Genomic DNA, 15,101 nt, shown 5'->3' with positions numbered 1-15,101 from the left:
CTAAGTAACGCNTTTTTTTATATCTCGTAGAAACTTAATACCGAATCATCACCGATTTTAATTCGGTGTAATCTTCAATAAATGCATCTGAAAACTCTCTGCCAATTCCTGAAGCTTTCACGCCGCCAAATGGAACTGAAGGATCTAAGAAAGTATGCATATTGACCCACAAGGTGCCTGCTTCAATTTTAGGAATTAATCGCAAAGCTTTAGACAAATCATTTGTCCAGATACTTGCGGTTAAACCAAAGCGTGACTGGTTCATCAGTTGAACGAGTTCTTCATCAGTTTCGAATGGCATTATCCCGACCACCGGACCAAAAGTTTCCTCTGAAAATAAAGGATCATCCGTATTTTTGAAGGAAATCAAAGTCGGCTGTACAAAATATCCTGATCGATCTAGAGTCTCACCACCGGCAATAATCTGGTTTTTGGCTTTAGCCATATCTAAATAATGTTTCACTTTATGAAAATGTGGCTGATTAGAAAGTGGACCAAACATACTTCCTTCATCCATAGCCGATCCAATTTTGAAACTAGAAAGTGCTTTCGAGAGTTTCTCGACCAGTTCATCATATTTTGCACGGTGTACAAAAAAACGCTCTGGGGATGCGCAAACTTGACCTTGATGTACAAAAGTTGCTTGCAACAAAGTCGGTAAAATCTCATCAATATTTGCATCGGCCAAAACAGCTATGGCATTTTTACCACCCAGCTCCAGACTTACACGGGTTAAATCACTGCTCATCGCAAGTTTACCAATCGCAATACCTGTTGGTACTGAACCTGTAAACGAGACTTTCTTAACGAGCGGCGACTCAATTAAATATTGTCCTGTCTCCCCCTTACCCGTAACCACATTAATTACACCCACTGGAATACCTGCCTCAATGGCAAGTTCAGCTAAGCGTAATAAAGATAAGCTGGCAAACTCACTTGGTTTAAGCACAATCGTACAACCAGTGGTTAAAGCTGAACCAATTTTCCAAACACCAATCATCAGTGAAAAATTCCAAGGCACAATCCCTGCAACCACGCCAATAGGCTGTCTTAAAGTAAAGGCTGTATATTTTTCACCTTGCATAGAAGGAATAGACGGTTGCATGGTTTGACCATTAATTTTAGTTGCCCAACCCGCAAAATATCTTAAGAAAATAACGGATTGTGCGACCTCAAGATGACGGGAAATATTGATAAGTTTTCCGGTAGACAAAGTTTCAAGCTGTGCAAGTTCTTCACCATATTGCTCAATTAAGTCTGCTAGCTTGTTCAGTTTAACGCCACGTTCATACGGCGTTGTTTCAGCCCAAGCATTTTGAAAAGCATGTTCAGCACTTTTTACCGCACTATCTACATCTTGTTGACTACCAATACTAATTTGAGCAACCACTTCTTCAGTCGATGGATTCACAATATCCACTTTATCTAAAAGCTCGGCAGCAACTAATTTTCCATCAATAAAATGTCCATGTTGACGCGCCATAAATTGCTGTACGCTTTCTAAAATCTGAACTTCACTCATTTTTATTTCTCTCAATTCATTTAAAAGGATTTATTAATAGATGTATTGCAAAATTAACTGCGCATACACATTGGTCTTATCATCGTAGTTTTGAGTACCACCACTATGGATATCGTGTTTCGGTTTATAGAGCCCAACTAAAGGAATAACATTGAATTTTTTATTGACCGACCAGACTGAAAAGACATCTAACTCATGTCCATCTACATTAGTTAAAGATTTATTTACTGTTTTGAACTTATAGGCCAAAGCACCCAACATAAAATTTTCTTTCAAATTCATCATGTAAGAAACTTGATGAATATCGGCATTTTTATTGAATGGACCAGCATAATTTCCGGCAACTTCGCCCTGAAACCATGTACCAAAGCCGACTGTATTTCCATAAAACATAGTGTCATATTGGTCTGAAAAATGGCTAAAACGGTAGCCTAATGAGGGTGTATATTTTGAAGATAAAAAGTTATAGTTCAGCGCTAAGTAGCCAGCATTTTCGTGGCTATCTTTTTTATCTTGAACTACAAACTCAGTCTTAACTTGCAGCTCTGGCAAAGGTTGATAATTTAAACGTAAAGCATAATTTTTAAGATCTTCGCGCCCTGAAACGTGTTCAGCATCTTCAAGATCCAATACATTTAAATAGGTAAACCCAACGCCCTTATTTTTAAGCTGATACATCAGATCAGTCACAAAGAGTTCTGGGGAAAATTGTGCTTTATTGTCCGATTTTAAATAAGCCAGCTTTAGCGTTGTATTCTCTTGCGGTTTGTATTGAAGCAAACTTATAAAATCAAAGCTTCGACGAGCTGCCAGATAATATGCTCCGCCCCGATCTAGTGTGCCGTCCGCAGGCACTTTTCCTAGGTTTAACGCATCACCCGCAATAAAGAACCCATCACCAATCATGATATTTTGTCGACCAATACTTAAATCATAAGTCATCAACTCATCTTTATTGGTACCGTCTTTAAAACCAATGATCCATTCATTCACATCTGTTTTACGTTCTTTGCCATTACTATTTTGGCCTGCGTCACCATCACCAAATGTTGCCGAGCTAATACCGCTCAAGCTTGCATAGAGCTGATTGTTTTTAAAGGTGTAGTTTCCCTTCGCACCATATTTAAGATGACCTTCTTGCCAATTGACTATTTCATCATCTAGGTTTTCGCCGTTATAGCTTTTACCGCTACTAAAAGCCCCAAAAGTTGCTTCAAAAGTTGGCTTAATTTCAAGCTCACCAGCATGCACAGTTGAAAAAAATGAGACAAAGAGAGTCCCTCTCACAACCTGAGAAAATAAATTTTTCATTGAGAAATTCCTTTTTTGCGAACGGCCTAACCGTGCTCAAGTGTGGGTAATCGATTCGTTACCCACTCTAGATCATGCACCCGTTTAGTGATGGTCGTGCTGAGTGTTTTGCTCTTCTTCACCCAAGTTTAAAGTCGGGGTGCTGTCAAAGAAGTTCCAAGGTTTGATGAGTGTATTCACCCATTCTGTTGGCATGATTGGCCACTCTTCAGCACGTGCCACATGGGTTGTGCCTGTTGTCATCCACACCACAAGGTCTTTATTTTCAATATTCTCATTGTTGCCAATGAACTGTCCTAACCCTGTATCATGAGTTGAACGGTTTGAATATTTACCTTCAGGATAGCGTTCGTCTGGATTGTACTGAGTCACCCAAATTTGCTTATCCATAAAGTTCAAACGTTTAAATAACCATTCATCTTTAGAGAAATTGGCTCCTTTTGCTACAGGGTGTGTTCCACCTGCAAAAGGAATGAGTTGATAAGAAACCGGATTACCTAGTTTATTTTCTTTGTTGAAATTCGTGAGTAAGCGAATAGTGGATGGATCAAATTTTTCAGCTGCATTTTGCTCATTCGTAATGACTTTACTGTCAATTTGCATTGAGCTTGTACGGACACCACTTTTGTCATTGGCTTTCACCACAGGGTCCATATGCATAAAGCTGTTGTTTTCCCCATCTACATCCATGTCTAAGCGGAAGTTATAGATGTGCTGATGCGTTGTACCCACAATATTATGGTCAATTAAAGTTCCATATTTAGTGTCTTCTTTTGCGGTACTGTCATGCATGGTGCGTGATTTAACACCTTTAACAGCTTCAATACCTGTTGCACCCGCATTAATCCCAATTACACCATTTTGGGCAAATACCCAGTCAAACATGTAATCGTAGTTCCCCACTGTACTAATCCAGCGCACAACAAGTTCACGGCGGGCTTCACTCGCATCTTGGTTGCCAAAAATTTCGTGATGTTTATATTCAGGCCCAGCATAACGTTCAAATACAGCAATCGCATTTGGAATTACTTGTGGTTGGCCTTTATAGTCTGCAATCACAGCATCAAGTAAAACAGCGTTGTCTGGTGCATCTGTTCCCGGAAGAATAGATGAGGTAAGTGTTCCCATACCATATTCGCCAGAATCTAAATAGGATTTGAAGTACCAACCGATATCCGGGTCGCCATATGGAACCACCATTCCACCCAAGTTCCCTTCATACATGACTTTACGCTTAACGCCTTTATCTTTATAGGTCACGGTTGAAAGCTGTAAGCCAACACGAGAGTCTAAGGCCACATGCAAACACCAGTTGCCCCAATGTATGGTTTGACCTGTAATGCTAAAGTTCTTACCCTCAGGTTCAGTAATATTGAGTGGTTTTAGCTTACTTGGTACTGGCTTATTCGACATATAAGGTCGATTTGCCATTGGTACAGGAATGATTGAACCTTCTTCAATCTTAATAATTTTTTCTTTATCTAAATCGACTACGGCAACTAAATTTTCAATCGGATGCGCCCAGTAGTTACCATCACCGACATCAAGGTAAGCAACAACTTTTAATATATTGAGTTGTTTGTCCAAACCATCTTTACCGCCAAAATATCCAACAGTTAGCGGTGTAGCAATCACTTTCTTCACATCGGTAATGCCGCGTTTCCGTAAAGCTTCCTGATATTCTTTACTTGTCTCAATTACACGCTGTACGGCTTCAAAATTATCGAGCAACACCATTCCATGAGTGTCTTTAAGTACATTCCATTTTGTGACTTGTTGAGTGTTAAGATTAACTTCACCTTCAATTGCTTGACTCCCCTTTAATAAAATAAATGAGGCAATACGATCTTCTTTAAATTCTTTGTGATTAATAAAGTAGTCCCAAACTTTTGCTTTTTCAGGTTCTTTAAGCTTTAACTCGGCAAAACGCATATTTTTATAGGCGTATTTCGAGCGGTTAATCACATCAAATGTCTTTTTAATTTCGTCAGAATTTAAGCTATTGAGTGGATGAAACGTATTTTCAATTTTAAAAGTTTGATCTAACCCAGACTGGAATACTTCATTAAAAAAATCTTTTCCAATAACAGGTTTACCATCTTTAATTAATAAAGGCACGCTGAGCGTGAAAGGTTTGCCATTTATCAAAACCTGATCTGAATTAGGTTTAGCTCGAACCACCATAGAACCTTTGGTGATCATATAAGTATTAGTAAAGTCATCTTTAACAACTTTAGCGCCTTGCTCACTCATGTTTTGATAAAGTGAGACCATGTCGGCCTTTCCACCATGAGCAAACGCTTGAGTATTGAGTCCCCAAAAGCTTGCAGCGATTGATAAGTTAAGTGCCAGTATTTTTTGTATGTCATTCAATAATCGTTGTTTACGCATTGGTTTCATCCTTTTCATCTATCCCTGAACTATCTGAATCAGACAGTTAAAATGCACTTCCTGTGAGTGAAATTCATTAGACCAACTTAATAGTTTTATGGTTATTAAGCTTATCTAACCTGCTCTAATGAATTTAATTTCAACACACTTACATAGGGCTAGCTTGTTCAAGAATGACGTCGAATTTGTCTAAAAATGACATTAAAAGAAGAAATATTTAAACCGGCATACCCTCTCTAAATTCTTTAGGAGAAATACCATAAGTCTTTTTAAAGATTTTTGAAAAATGAGCACCGTCCCAGAAACCCCACTTCAAGGCAATTTGGGTAATCGAACTCTGTTTGTTCTTTTTATCAAGCAAATCTGCTTTGACTTTTTCTAGACGCTTGAGCTGTATATATTTGTTAATAGATAAATTTTCTTGAAGGAACAAACGGTAGAGATGACGTAGAGATACCCCAATATGCTCTGCAATTAATTTAGGTGTTAAATCGGGTTTTGCTAAGTTTTCTATAATATAGCGCTCGGCTTTTTCCATTAGATTATTGGAGCTATGAACATTTTTATAATTGATTGTGGGTTTGATTAAGGCGATCAGCGCATCTTCAAAAGCATTACCGTCTTCGGTTGCGTACCAAAGTTTGATGTTTTCTGCAGACATATTTTTCAAAATATTCTTGAGTAAAAAACCACTCATATTTTGAGTAATCAGTTTTCCAAAATATTCAGTACTAATATTTTCTTTAAGTAATTTTTCACGTGAGAGATGGACTGAAATCTGACTCACCAAACCTTGCGGATACATCGAAATAGTTTCGACCGGGTCTACCAACACAATATCGCCTTCATTCAGACTTAGAGTCTCATTCTTATACTCGAGCAGCATTTTTCCCGAATACTGCAAAATCAAAAAACAAAAACGATTATTCACTCGATCTATTTCATCGGCTTTTCGGACAATTTTATTGGCATTATTTTTAATAAAAGCAATTTCGGTATCGCCCAATAAAAAGCACTGAACCTCACCAATGAATAAATTACGGGTTCCATCAAAATCGGTTTCAAAATTGCCGCACACATTTTTAATATGGTGCGTCCATGTGAGTAATGCATCACTTACATATTGGTTCATCCCTTACCTCTCTATACATGTGCCACCGCTCAAGATTTTGCGCTTGTGGTGGTGCACTGTCTTGGCATATTTGCAATCATGTTTTATTGATAAACAAATTGTGTGCCAAAAATTCCTTATCCGTGGAATTGTTTTGATGATAGTCAGCTAGATGTAAAGAAGCTGATAAATCAATTCAATTTATCAGCTTAATGGGACTTATGCTACTCCTGCAAAATCTCGCAGCATGGTGATAAAAATATCCTTTTGTTCCTCAGAATACTTTTTAAACACCTCATTTTGGTGGCTGTCGGCAATATCAAATAAATACTGCGCCGTTTGTTTGCCTTTTTCGGTCAGGGCGTACAAATTATCATGATCGACCAATAATCCTTCAAATTTTAGAATTTCAGCCGACCTTTCAACTTCTTGCATTGGCATAGCAATATCTCGCGGTAAATCTTCTTTACTAGAAGCAGTACCACTTGCCAAAACAAGCAAGAGACGAGATTCACTGGTACGGAAACCCGAAGCCATTTGCTTAGGAATATAGTCGGTTTGATAGGCTTTAAAAGCACGGCTCATTAAGTAGCAGACATTATTATATAAGTGCCCATAATGTGTTTGGTCTACGCCGTTCTGTTCAGTTTGTTTAACTTGAAGGCTTGGATGCGGCATGACACAAGAATATGCACCTTGATGGTAAACCAGCGGGCTTCGGCCTTGGTCATGGAAACGAACCACTTTACCAATAATAATCCAGTGGTCACCACCTTCGATCACTTGATAACGTTCGCACTCAAACACCGCAGAACAATTTTCTAAAATAGGTGCGCATCCTGCGCCAAGTTGAAAATTTGTGTCGGCAAATTTATCAATATTGCGTCTCGAAAACTTATTAGACAGCTCAATTTGCGTGCCCGATAAAATATTGACTGCAAAATGTGTTGCTTCTTCAAATACTGAAAAACTTGACGATTTTTTATCAATGCTCCACAAAATAAGCGGTGGATCGAGTGATACTGAATTAAAACTATTTGCGGTTACACCGACTTTCTCACCTTGTGCATTTTGTGCAGTAACAATGGTAACGCCTGTTGCAAAATTTCCTAATGCTCGTCGGAACTGTAGTGGATCGACCGTAAACTCATCTATTTGTTGTAATACATTCATCATCTTTCTCCTAAACCTTCTCTTACATCCATATAAATCGCGAGAGCATTAAATATCTAAAACTAATCTCGGTGTTTTAGAGCGTGAACAGCACACTAATATTTGCTCATTGCTGGCCTTTTCTTCGTCAGTAAAATAAACATCTCGATGATCAGGTTCGCCTTCAATTACATCGCACATACAGGTTCCGCATACGCCTTGCTCGCAAGACATTTCAATGTCGATGCCTTCTTTAGCCAAAGCCTGCAAAATGGTTTCGCCAGCTTCAACCATAATAATTTTTCCGCTACGCTCAGCCACCACTTCAAATGAATCTCCCGATGTGTCGGTTTCGACTTGGAAATACTCTTTGTGGATTTGCTGCTCAGGAAAATCGTGAGTCGTGGCGAGGTTAATCACCCAATCCATGAAACCGACTGGACCACAGGTGTAAATATGGCTCTCTAGGTCAATATCTTTAATGGCAGATTCAAAAAATGCTCGGTGGCTTGCACCTTCCGATTTAAAATGAAAAGTTGTGTGTTTTGCTAACTCACCATTTTTAATTTCATCAACAAAAGCACATTTTTCAGGGCTAGCGCCGCAGTAGTGAAGCTCAAATGATTCGCCTTCATGTGCAAGTTGATACGCCATCGTGATTAATGGCGTAATCCCGATTCCACCGCCAATCAAGACACTGTGTTTGGCTTTTAAAAGTGGAAATAAATTTTTTGGCTCACTGACCTGAATTTGCATGCCATCTTTAATTTCATCAAAAGCGGATATTGAGCCACCACGTGATTCAGGGTCACGTAAAATTCCAAGGCGAAACTTACCTTCATCATTTGGATTTTGGCAAAGTGAATATTGGCGCACCATGCCATTCGGTAAGTGCACATCAATATGCGCACCTGCTTCAACTTTTGGCAATGTTGTAGAAGTTGCAGATTCAAATTCCATGACTGCAATATTTCCACCTTCCACATGGCGATTTTTAACGACAACATCATAAAGTGTAGTCATGATTCAACTCCCTTTTCATGATTAAGCGATTGGCTTAACGCATGAATAAACCACCGTTAATATCCCATGTTGCACCAGTCACAAACGCCGCATTTGGACTCGCAAGCAACCCACAAGTTTCAGCAATAAAATGCATACTTCCTAAGGCTTTAACCGGAATATTCTGGATGAACTGTTCCATTTTTTCGTCTGACACCACACTATGAACGATCGGTGATTCCATAGGTCCCGGTGCAACTGCATTGACCGTTACCCCTTTTGCCGCAAACTCTTTGGCAAAAATTTTGGTTAACGTCACAATCGCGCCTTTGGTTGCCGCATAGTGTGCACCTGTTGCAGTACCACCGTTTTGTCCTGCTAACGACGCCATATTAATGATGCGTCCATAGCCTTTTTTAGCCATATATTGGCCAATAATTTGGCAAGCCTGAAAGGTGCCGCGTTGGTTGACTTGGGTCACCCAATCAAAATCGGCTACGGTAATTTCTAATACTGGCGTTGCTTTGGTGACGGTAGCATTATTAATTAACACATCAAGTTTAGAAAATTTCTCTTCAATCCATTGCACCGCTGCATGAAAATCTGCCTCAACTGAAATATCTAATTTCAAGGGAAACATATTTTGGGCATATTGACTTTGAGCCTTGGCATTTTCTGCTTTTTCAAGCGTACTTGCCGACAAAATCACTTGATGGCCTTGGCTCGCAAAATATTCAGCAATGACATTACCGAGTCCAGAAGCAGCACCTGTCACTAAAACAACCTGTTTCATGTTACCGCTCCTAAAGAATGTAGCTAATACCAGCTAAGGTATCGGTTGAGTTAACCAAGTTAATGATTTTACGGTTAATCTTAAAGCCTGTAGCCGCATCACGAGTTAGATGGTAGGTAATATCAGCTGTGTAATGCTTAAGGTTTTCTTTACGGAATTCACGTAAGTTTTGAGCACAACGCAAAACGATTTCATCATCTTGGTCTTGAATGACTCGTACTCGCGAAATACTGCGTACCGTATTCGCCTTTGGTGCCGTAGAAATTGCCTCACCATTTTCAAGACGCTGTACACGTAAAGTACGCATATGATTATCGTCATAGGCATAATTTAAGTTGTTCTCGTAGTCAGTAAGGTTCGGGTCAATCGGAATGATATAAACGCCCTTTTCATTCCATAAATTGAGCCATTCACGGTACTCGCTGTGGTCTAACATATCTGCTTCAGCCCAGATGAAAGCAGTGACTTCATTTAATAATTGCAGATTCATATTCATTGCTCTCTCCTTAAGCCGTCATCATCTTTTTCCACTGCTGATATGCTGCACGCATACCTGTTTCAGCACTAACATCACTTTTTAAGCCATCTTCGGTTTTGACTTCGCCCGGTAAACCGCGGTTGAGCATAATCCATAAATCATTACCCGCATTGGCACCGTGTTGTACGCGCTCCCAAGCTTCTGAGTCATCTGGCGTACCAAAACCAAATGGACCTTGGAAATGTTCATGCAAACGTAAGCGATATTGGTTGGCAATTTGCGGGCCACCATCCATCGTAATCACCGAGTGATGAATTTCTGTTTCAGCAACTGAAATTGGCTGTAACACACGGAAGAACGCCATCGAACATGCAATATTCGGGAATAAATTTAAGTTAAAGCCAGAACCACCAACTGCTCGAACAATACGGCGTACTTCTAACTCTTCATGGCCTTCGTCGCGCAAAGCTTGAGCCAAGTCTTCGAAACGCTCTTGAATTGGACGTTCCATGAGTTTTTCGTCTAAATCGACCAGTTCAGGAATCATCACCATGACACTGTGACCGTTTCCTAAGTCTTCAACAAAGCCCGGTTGGTTTTCGAAGTTAAAGAGCTCTTCTGTTTTTTCATCGACAGAACTTAAGAATGACTTGTGTACTAATGGAAAGTGATAGGCATCGGTGGTATTTTCAAGCTGAATTTTCCAGTTACCCGGAAAACGGAAACGGTGTTCACCCAACACTTTAATTGGATAACCCGCACCTTGTTTCATAAACAGGTCAATCCATTTTTTTGCTGGCCCAAGGAACTCTTCAAGCGGTTGAATGTCTTCTTTAAATGAAGCGAAGATCATGCCGTTATATTCTTCTACCCGTAGACTCACCAGTGGTAATTCTGATTTATCTAAACAATCGCCGTAGCTTTCCGGAGATGGCACACCACGTAAACTACCGTCAAGTGCATAACTCCAACCGTGGTACGGACATACAAAACTATTAGTTTTTCCTTTTTTATGTTCGCATACGGTTGCTGCACGATGACGACAACGATTTAAAAGTACATGGACTTTCTTTTTACGGTCACGCACCACAACCACAGGCTGTTTACCGATATTAATGGTTTTATAGCTTCCACCTTCTGGAATTTCACTTGCATGTGCAACCCACACCCAAGTGCTATAAAAGATTTTTTCCATTTCTTCATCAAAAATGCGTTCATCTTTATAAAGAGAAGTATGGGCACGGTCACTTTGAACTAAAGCATCGTAATCAGTGCCAATGTTATGCGTCGGGATAATACTGTTCATATCAATAGTCCTTTTAAATATGTCCTGGGTCATTCCGGGGAAGGTAGCGGCAATTCAGCTTCACTGTGCCAATGCGATACGGGACGACTGAAAATATTCTGTGTTTGGAAATGTTTAATTTTCCATGTTCCATCTGCTTGCTTTTGAAACTTCACATTGAGCTTTGCTGTATTCAGATGACTACGGCCATCTTTAAACGTTGAAGTCTGCAACATCAGCCATGAAGCATTTGCATCATTTTGATTTACATAAATTTGTTCTGAATTTACAAAGTGTGCATTCATGACAAAGTGAGATTCTTTTTGGGTATAGCTTTTAAACATGTCGTAAATCGACTGCCAAGAAGCATAACGGCCAAACGATTTGGCATATTTCTCGCCAATACCTTCCCAAATACAGTCCTGATCAAAAAGATTCATCAGCTCGTCAAGGTCTGTATTTGCATTGAGCTCGTCGCAGATTTCCATATAGCGGTTCAGGCAGTTACGAATGGCGTTGTGCGCTTCTAACTGTTCTAGCCGCTCTATGATTTCTGCCATATTCACTTTGTCATTCATTGCCATCGCCTTAACGTTGGATAATCAATTCACGCCCAACACGAGCTTCAACTTTGCAATATTTCCAAAGTTTGTATGGCCCTTCACCCACCACGGTCGTTCTAAACAAGTTACAAGCGGCATGTACGGTTTCAATATCCGGAACATCAGCAAGCAAATAAGTTGTCCAAGGCCAACCTGCACTTGGGCCAACCATGCTTTGGTCATCATCAAGATTTCCAAAAACATGTACGCCCGGTAAGTCATGAATACCATTCCACATTTCACCAAATGCTGCCCAAACTGCTTTTGCTTCAGCAGGTTCCGCGTCAAAAAAGTTTTGGTTAATACCCATGCAGAACAAAACGCGTAATGATTTTTTAGCTTCCATTTCAATATCCTTTTTTAAAAATTAAAACTTATAAATAACCTGGGGTTGGCTTTAACCCGAAACTGATTGAGCCTGCATTTTGTAAGGTCGCATCGCCCATAAAGGCATGCTGAGTCACCACGTTGGTGTCATTCACAAAACGGCTAAATGGATTGTTGGTATAAATTGCTGTCATGCCCGCGAGCATTTGCATTTTTCGGGTGACTTTGGCGCAAACTCGCGCTGCATGGGTACATGCCAGACGCATATCACTAATTTGTTCAGCAGTGGCTTCACGACCAGCAATAATTTCATTCCAAACAATATCCATGGTTTGATAAAACCATGATTTTGCAGCCTGAAATTCTGCATCAACTTGAGCAAACTCATATTGAGTCACTGGACGATTTGCAATTTCTGAACCGCCTGTAATAGATGCTTTACCCGGTGCTAATTTTTCAAATTCTTCTAATGCAGCAGCTGCAACACCAATACCCACCACGGTTAATACTTGCGTCGCTAAAGACAGTGACGGATATTTAAAAAATGGCTCACTGAGTTTCGAAGGTTCACCACGTACAAAGGTCCATTTCTTTTCGACCAATACATCTTCGACCACCAAATCATGGCTTCCCGTACCTTTTAGGCCAACGGTGTCCCAAGTCATTTCGATTTTAGCTTTTTTTGCAGGCATCACTGCCATGCGAGGTAAGCCTTGCATTTCATTATTTTTAAGCGGTGAAATTCCTACACCAACAATGTCAGCTCCCATACAGCCACTTGAGAATTTCCAACGTCCACGAACTACGACACCTTCATCAGTAATTTCAGCAGGTTGTGGCGGGAAAATACCTCCGGCAAACACCACATCTGGCCCGTTTTGGTACAATTCTTTAAGTGTTTCCTCAGGCAAACTTCCTAAATACGCAGGGCTCATACCGAAACTTGCCACCCAACCGACTGAACCATCAGCTTTAGATAAAGTTTCGATCAATTCACAAAACTGCCTTGGAGACCATTCTTCACCACCAAAACGCTTAGGAACTAATGCACGGTAAACGCCAATCTGTTTAAGTTTTTCGATAATGTCTTGGCTCACATACGCCTGATTATCAAATTCACCTGTACAGGCACGCTCACGAATTTCTTGACACAAAGCGTCTAAGTCAACTGCTTTGTCTTGAGAAGCAAACTCCATTTTAGACAACTTATTCATCATCTAACTCCTTGTAATTTATTGCATTGCATCAACACAAAATTTAGCTATAGCGCATAATTGCTCATCTTTTTGATGCTTTGATACGATCTGTAAGCCCACTGGTAAACCTTCACTGGTTTCAAGTGGCACTGAAATGGCTGGATGACCTGATAAATTAAATGGTCGAACTAAAGCTGTAAGATTCAAAAAAGCGACCGTGTTTTCAGCTTCAGAAACTTTCGGTGGAATTTGCGGAAGTGTCGGTAGAACCAATGCATCATATTTTTCTAATAAAGCATCGAGTTCTTGGGTCAGCTGCGCTCTCACAACTTCTGCTTGTTTTACTTGCTCTAAAGTGGTGTGTGCCGCTTTTAATAAACGACCATTTACATCAGAACCAATTAAACCCGTTTCAGTTAATTCACCAAAAGCTTGCCAATTTTCATAATTAATAATCTGCATGCCTGCGTCATAAGCCGCTTCAAAGTATTCAACTTTTTCTAAGGTGGTATCTAAATTTGCTTTTTGAAGTGCTTGATGAATACAGTTCCAAACGACTTCATCTGCGCTTACATCTAAAACAGCAAGTTTTGGTGCACTAGTAAATTCAGTAGGTTTGAAAGTTGGATCAATAATTTGCATGGCCTTTTCAATCATCTCGACTGAATTCGCAAAAGGACCAACGCAATCTAAAGAACTTGACGGCGGATATACACCTTTTCTGCTCACGCGACCAAAAGTCGGTTTTAAACCAAAAACTCCGCAGCATGCAGCAGGCATACGAATAGAGCCACCCGTGTCTGTGCCTAGAGTAAAGTCAGCTTGTTTAGCAGCAACTGCCGCAGCCGAACCACTTGAAGATCCGCCTGGGATAAGTTCAGGATATTTAGGATTGATGGGTGTACCAAAAGCGTGATTAATGCCTGTAATACCAAAAGCCAATTCGTGCAAATTTGTTTTCGCAATAATTTCACAATCTGCTTTTAGAATGTTTTTAACAACCTCGGCATCATCTTGAGCAGGTTCAACATTTAATAAAGCTCGACTGCCAGCAATGGTTTTTAGACCTTGAATATCAATTGTGTCTTTCACCATGACCTTGAGCTTGCCACTTCCTTTGTGCACGCTTTGGCTAACAATATTCATTCACTTTTCCATGTATTTTTATTGATTAATTAAAATATCGGAAAATTTAATGGAATTGTCAAGTATTTTTTTATAATTTGTTCTCAAGGAAATATGCAAAATTTTGTTTATAATAGGATTACCCTTTTTTCACTAAGTTATTGCTTAGCTATGCTTGATCATTTAGAACAATTTCTTCCTAATAAAGAACCGTCGAGTATTCAAAATTTTCCTTTTTTTTGGGTTTCCCAAGTGAATGGAAAGTATTCACAACTGATTGAAAAATCAATAAAAAAGCTAGGTATTGATAATACACGCCGTAAAATTATTTTAAGTACTAATGCCCTTGGGGAAGCTAGTATTACCGACATTGCCAATCTTTCTACTTTAAAGTTAACGACGGCAACAAAAGCTGTATATCGCTTGGTAGAAGATGGAATTGTCGAGGTCTACTCTTCTACTTCTGATGAACGGATCTCGATGGTGAAATTAACGGCCAAAGGTATTGAACTGGTTGAACAGATTAATCAAATTAGTGTGGTCACCTTGGCAGGCATCCTGAATGCTTTTTCAGAAGACGAGCTACATAATTTAAATACCCAGTTAAAGAAATTATTTGACCTGATGCCATCCAGCTAAATATTTCTCATCATGATAAATTAGCTCTCTTAAGCAGTTAAAAATTTCCTTTTCTTTAGCTGCTCTTTCGTTAAAACAATAAAAATAAATAAAATCAATTTTTTATATCGTAAACTTATCTATATATAATTACTTAACATACTTTTTAGGTATTCTAACATACTCAA

General features: G+C 39.5%; 14 protein-coding genes. 1 reads left to right on the top strand and 13 read right to left on the bottom strand.

The window, feature by feature from the left end; all coding sequences use genetic code 11:
• Positions 1-34: 34 nt before the first annotated feature.
• From HMPREF0013_RS06380 to HMPREF0013_RS06320, 13 genes are all read right to left on the bottom strand, one after another.
• The gene (locus HMPREF0013_RS06380; protein ID WP_002121058.1) at positions 35-1,522 is read right to left on the bottom strand and encodes an NAD-dependent phenylacetaldehyde dehydrogenase; all 1,488 of its coding nucleotides are present in this window, start codon (positions 1,520-1,522) and stop codon (positions 35-37) included.
• A 33-nt stretch (positions 1,523-1,555) separates the two neighbouring features.
• Entirely contained in the window at positions 1,556-2,773 is a 1,218-nt protein-coding gene (locus HMPREF0013_RS06375; protein WP_078210530.1) for a hypothetical protein, read from the bottom strand.
• Between the two features lie 144 nt (positions 2,774-2,917).
• Complete coding sequence (gene tynA, locus HMPREF0013_RS06370; RefSeq protein WP_078210526.1) at positions 2,918-5,233, bottom strand: primary-amine oxidase; 2,316 nt, start codon at positions 5,231-5,233, stop codon at positions 2,918-2,920.
• A gap of 208 nt (positions 5,234-5,441) precedes the next feature.
• Positions 5,442-6,356 carry a transcriptional regulator FeaR gene (gene feaR / locus HMPREF0013_RS06365; RefSeq protein WP_002120995.1) on the bottom strand — a complete coding sequence of 305 codons (915 nt, stop codon included), beginning with the start codon at positions 6,354-6,356 and terminating at the stop codon, positions 5,442-5,444.
• Positions 6,357-6,554: 198 nt separating this feature from the next.
• Positions 6,555-7,511 (bottom strand): p-hydroxyphenylacetate 3-hydroxylase reductase component, encoded by a 957-nt coding sequence (locus HMPREF0013_RS06360; protein WP_002121008.1) that lies wholly within the window; start codon positions 7,509-7,511, stop codon positions 6,555-6,557.
• A 45-nt stretch (positions 7,512-7,556) separates the two neighbouring features.
• Positions 7,557-8,510 (bottom strand): PDR/VanB family oxidoreductase, encoded by a 954-nt coding sequence (locus tag HMPREF0013_RS06355; RefSeq protein ID WP_002121017.1) that lies wholly within the window; start codon positions 8,508-8,510, stop codon positions 7,557-7,559.
• 34 nt (positions 8,511-8,544) lie between these two features.
• Positions 8,545-9,282 (bottom strand): SDR family NAD(P)-dependent oxidoreductase, encoded by a 738-nt coding sequence (locus HMPREF0013_RS06350; protein WP_002121069.1) that lies wholly within the window; start codon positions 9,280-9,282, stop codon positions 8,545-8,547.
• Between the two features lie 10 nt (positions 9,283-9,292).
• Positions 9,293-9,778 carry an aromatic-ring-hydroxylating dioxygenase subunit beta gene (locus HMPREF0013_RS06345; RefSeq protein ID WP_002120925.1) on the bottom strand — a complete coding sequence of 162 codons (486 nt, stop codon included), beginning with the start codon at positions 9,776-9,778 and terminating at the stop codon, positions 9,293-9,295.
• A 10-nt stretch (positions 9,779-9,788) separates the two neighbouring features.
• Positions 9,789-11,066 carry an aromatic ring-hydroxylating oxygenase subunit alpha gene (locus HMPREF0013_RS06340; protein WP_002120952.1) on the bottom strand — a complete coding sequence of 426 codons (1,278 nt, stop codon included), beginning with the start codon at positions 11,064-11,066 and terminating at the stop codon, positions 9,789-9,791.
• 29 nt (positions 11,067-11,095) lie between these two features.
• On the bottom strand, positions 11,096-11,629 hold the full coding sequence (locus HMPREF0013_RS06335; protein WP_078210525.1) for a nuclear transport factor 2 family protein: 534 nt from the start codon (positions 11,627-11,629) through the stop codon (positions 11,096-11,098).
• Between the two features lie 4 nt (positions 11,630-11,633).
• The gene (locus HMPREF0013_RS06330) at positions 11,634-11,993 is read right to left on the bottom strand and encodes a hypothetical protein (RefSeq protein WP_000387554.1); all 360 of its coding nucleotides are present in this window, start codon (positions 11,991-11,993) and stop codon (positions 11,634-11,636) included.
• A gap of 28 nt (positions 11,994-12,021) precedes the next feature.
• Positions 12,022-13,170, bottom strand: a complete 1,149-nt coding sequence (locus HMPREF0013_RS06325) for an acyl-CoA dehydrogenase family protein (RefSeq protein WP_078210529.1) — start codon at positions 13,168-13,170, stop codon at positions 12,022-12,024.
• Positions 13,171-13,206: 36 nt separating this feature from the next.
• Entirely contained in the window at positions 13,207-14,316 is a 1,110-nt protein-coding gene (locus HMPREF0013_RS06320; RefSeq protein ID WP_002121119.1) for an amidase, read from the bottom strand.
• 150 nt (positions 14,317-14,466) lie between these two features.
• Here HMPREF0013_RS06320 and HMPREF0013_RS06315 point away from each other — a divergent pair, with 150 nt between their 5' ends.
• Positions 14,467-14,934, top strand: a complete 468-nt coding sequence (locus tag HMPREF0013_RS06315) for a MarR family winged helix-turn-helix transcriptional regulator (protein ID WP_002121038.1) — start codon at positions 14,467-14,469, stop codon at positions 14,932-14,934.
• The last annotated feature ends 167 nt before the right edge of the window (positions 14,935-15,101 follow it).

This window comes from Acinetobacter sp. SH024 (assembly GCF_000163635.1).
GTDB classification, from domain to species: Bacteria; Pseudomonadota; Gammaproteobacteria; order Pseudomonadales; family Moraxellaceae; genus Acinetobacter; species Acinetobacter pittii.
The sequence above is the reverse complement of the archived record's forward strand: the minus strand, read 5'-3'. Positions and strand labels throughout refer to the sequence as shown.

Excerpts from the sequence above, each read along its gene's own strand:
- HMPREF0013_RS06380 (WP_002121058.1), bottom strand. The coding sequence starts at position 1,522 with ATGAGTGAAGTTCAGATTTTAGAAAGCGTACAGCAATTTATGGCGCGT.
- tynA (WP_078210526.1), bottom strand. The coding sequence starts at position 5,233 with ATGAAACCAATGCGTAAACAACGATTATTGAATGACATACAAAAAATA.
- feaR (WP_002120995.1), bottom strand. The coding sequence starts at position 6,356 with ATGAACCAATATGTAAGTGATGCATTACTCACATGGACGCACCATATT.
- HMPREF0013_RS06360 (WP_002121008.1), bottom strand. The coding sequence starts at position 7,511 with ATGATGAATGTATTACAACAAATAGATGAGTTTACGGTCGATCCACTA.
- HMPREF0013_RS06355 (WP_002121017.1), bottom strand. The coding sequence starts at position 8,510 with ATGACTACACTTTATGATGTTGTCGTTAAAAATCGCCATGTGGAAGGT.
- HMPREF0013_RS06350 (WP_002121069.1), bottom strand. The coding sequence starts at position 9,282 with ATGAAACAGGTTGTTTTAGTGACAGGTGCTGCTTCTGGACTCGGTAAT.
- HMPREF0013_RS06345 (WP_002120925.1), bottom strand. The coding sequence starts at position 9,778 with ATGAATATGAATCTGCAATTATTAAATGAAGTCACTGCTTTCATCTGG.
- HMPREF0013_RS06340 (WP_002120952.1), bottom strand. The coding sequence starts at position 11,066 with ATGAACAGTATTATCCCGACGCATAACATTGGCACTGATTACGATGCT.
- HMPREF0013_RS06335 (WP_078210525.1), bottom strand. The coding sequence starts at position 11,629 with ATGGCAATGAATGACAAAGTGAATATGGCAGAAATCATAGAGCGGCTA.
- HMPREF0013_RS06330 (WP_000387554.1), bottom strand. The coding sequence starts at position 11,993 with ATGGAAGCTAAAAAATCATTACGCGTTTTGTTCTGCATGGGTATTAAC.
- HMPREF0013_RS06325 (WP_078210529.1), bottom strand. The coding sequence starts at position 13,170 with ATGGAGTTTGCTTCTCAAGACAAAGCAGTTGACTTAGACGCTTTGTGT.
- HMPREF0013_RS06320 (WP_002121119.1), bottom strand. The coding sequence starts at position 14,316 with ATGAATATTGTTAGCCAAAGCGTGCACAAAGGAAGTGGCAAGCTCAAG.
- HMPREF0013_RS06315 (WP_002121038.1), top strand. The coding sequence starts at position 14,467 with ATGCTTGATCATTTAGAACAATTTCTTCCTAATAAAGAACCGTCGAGT.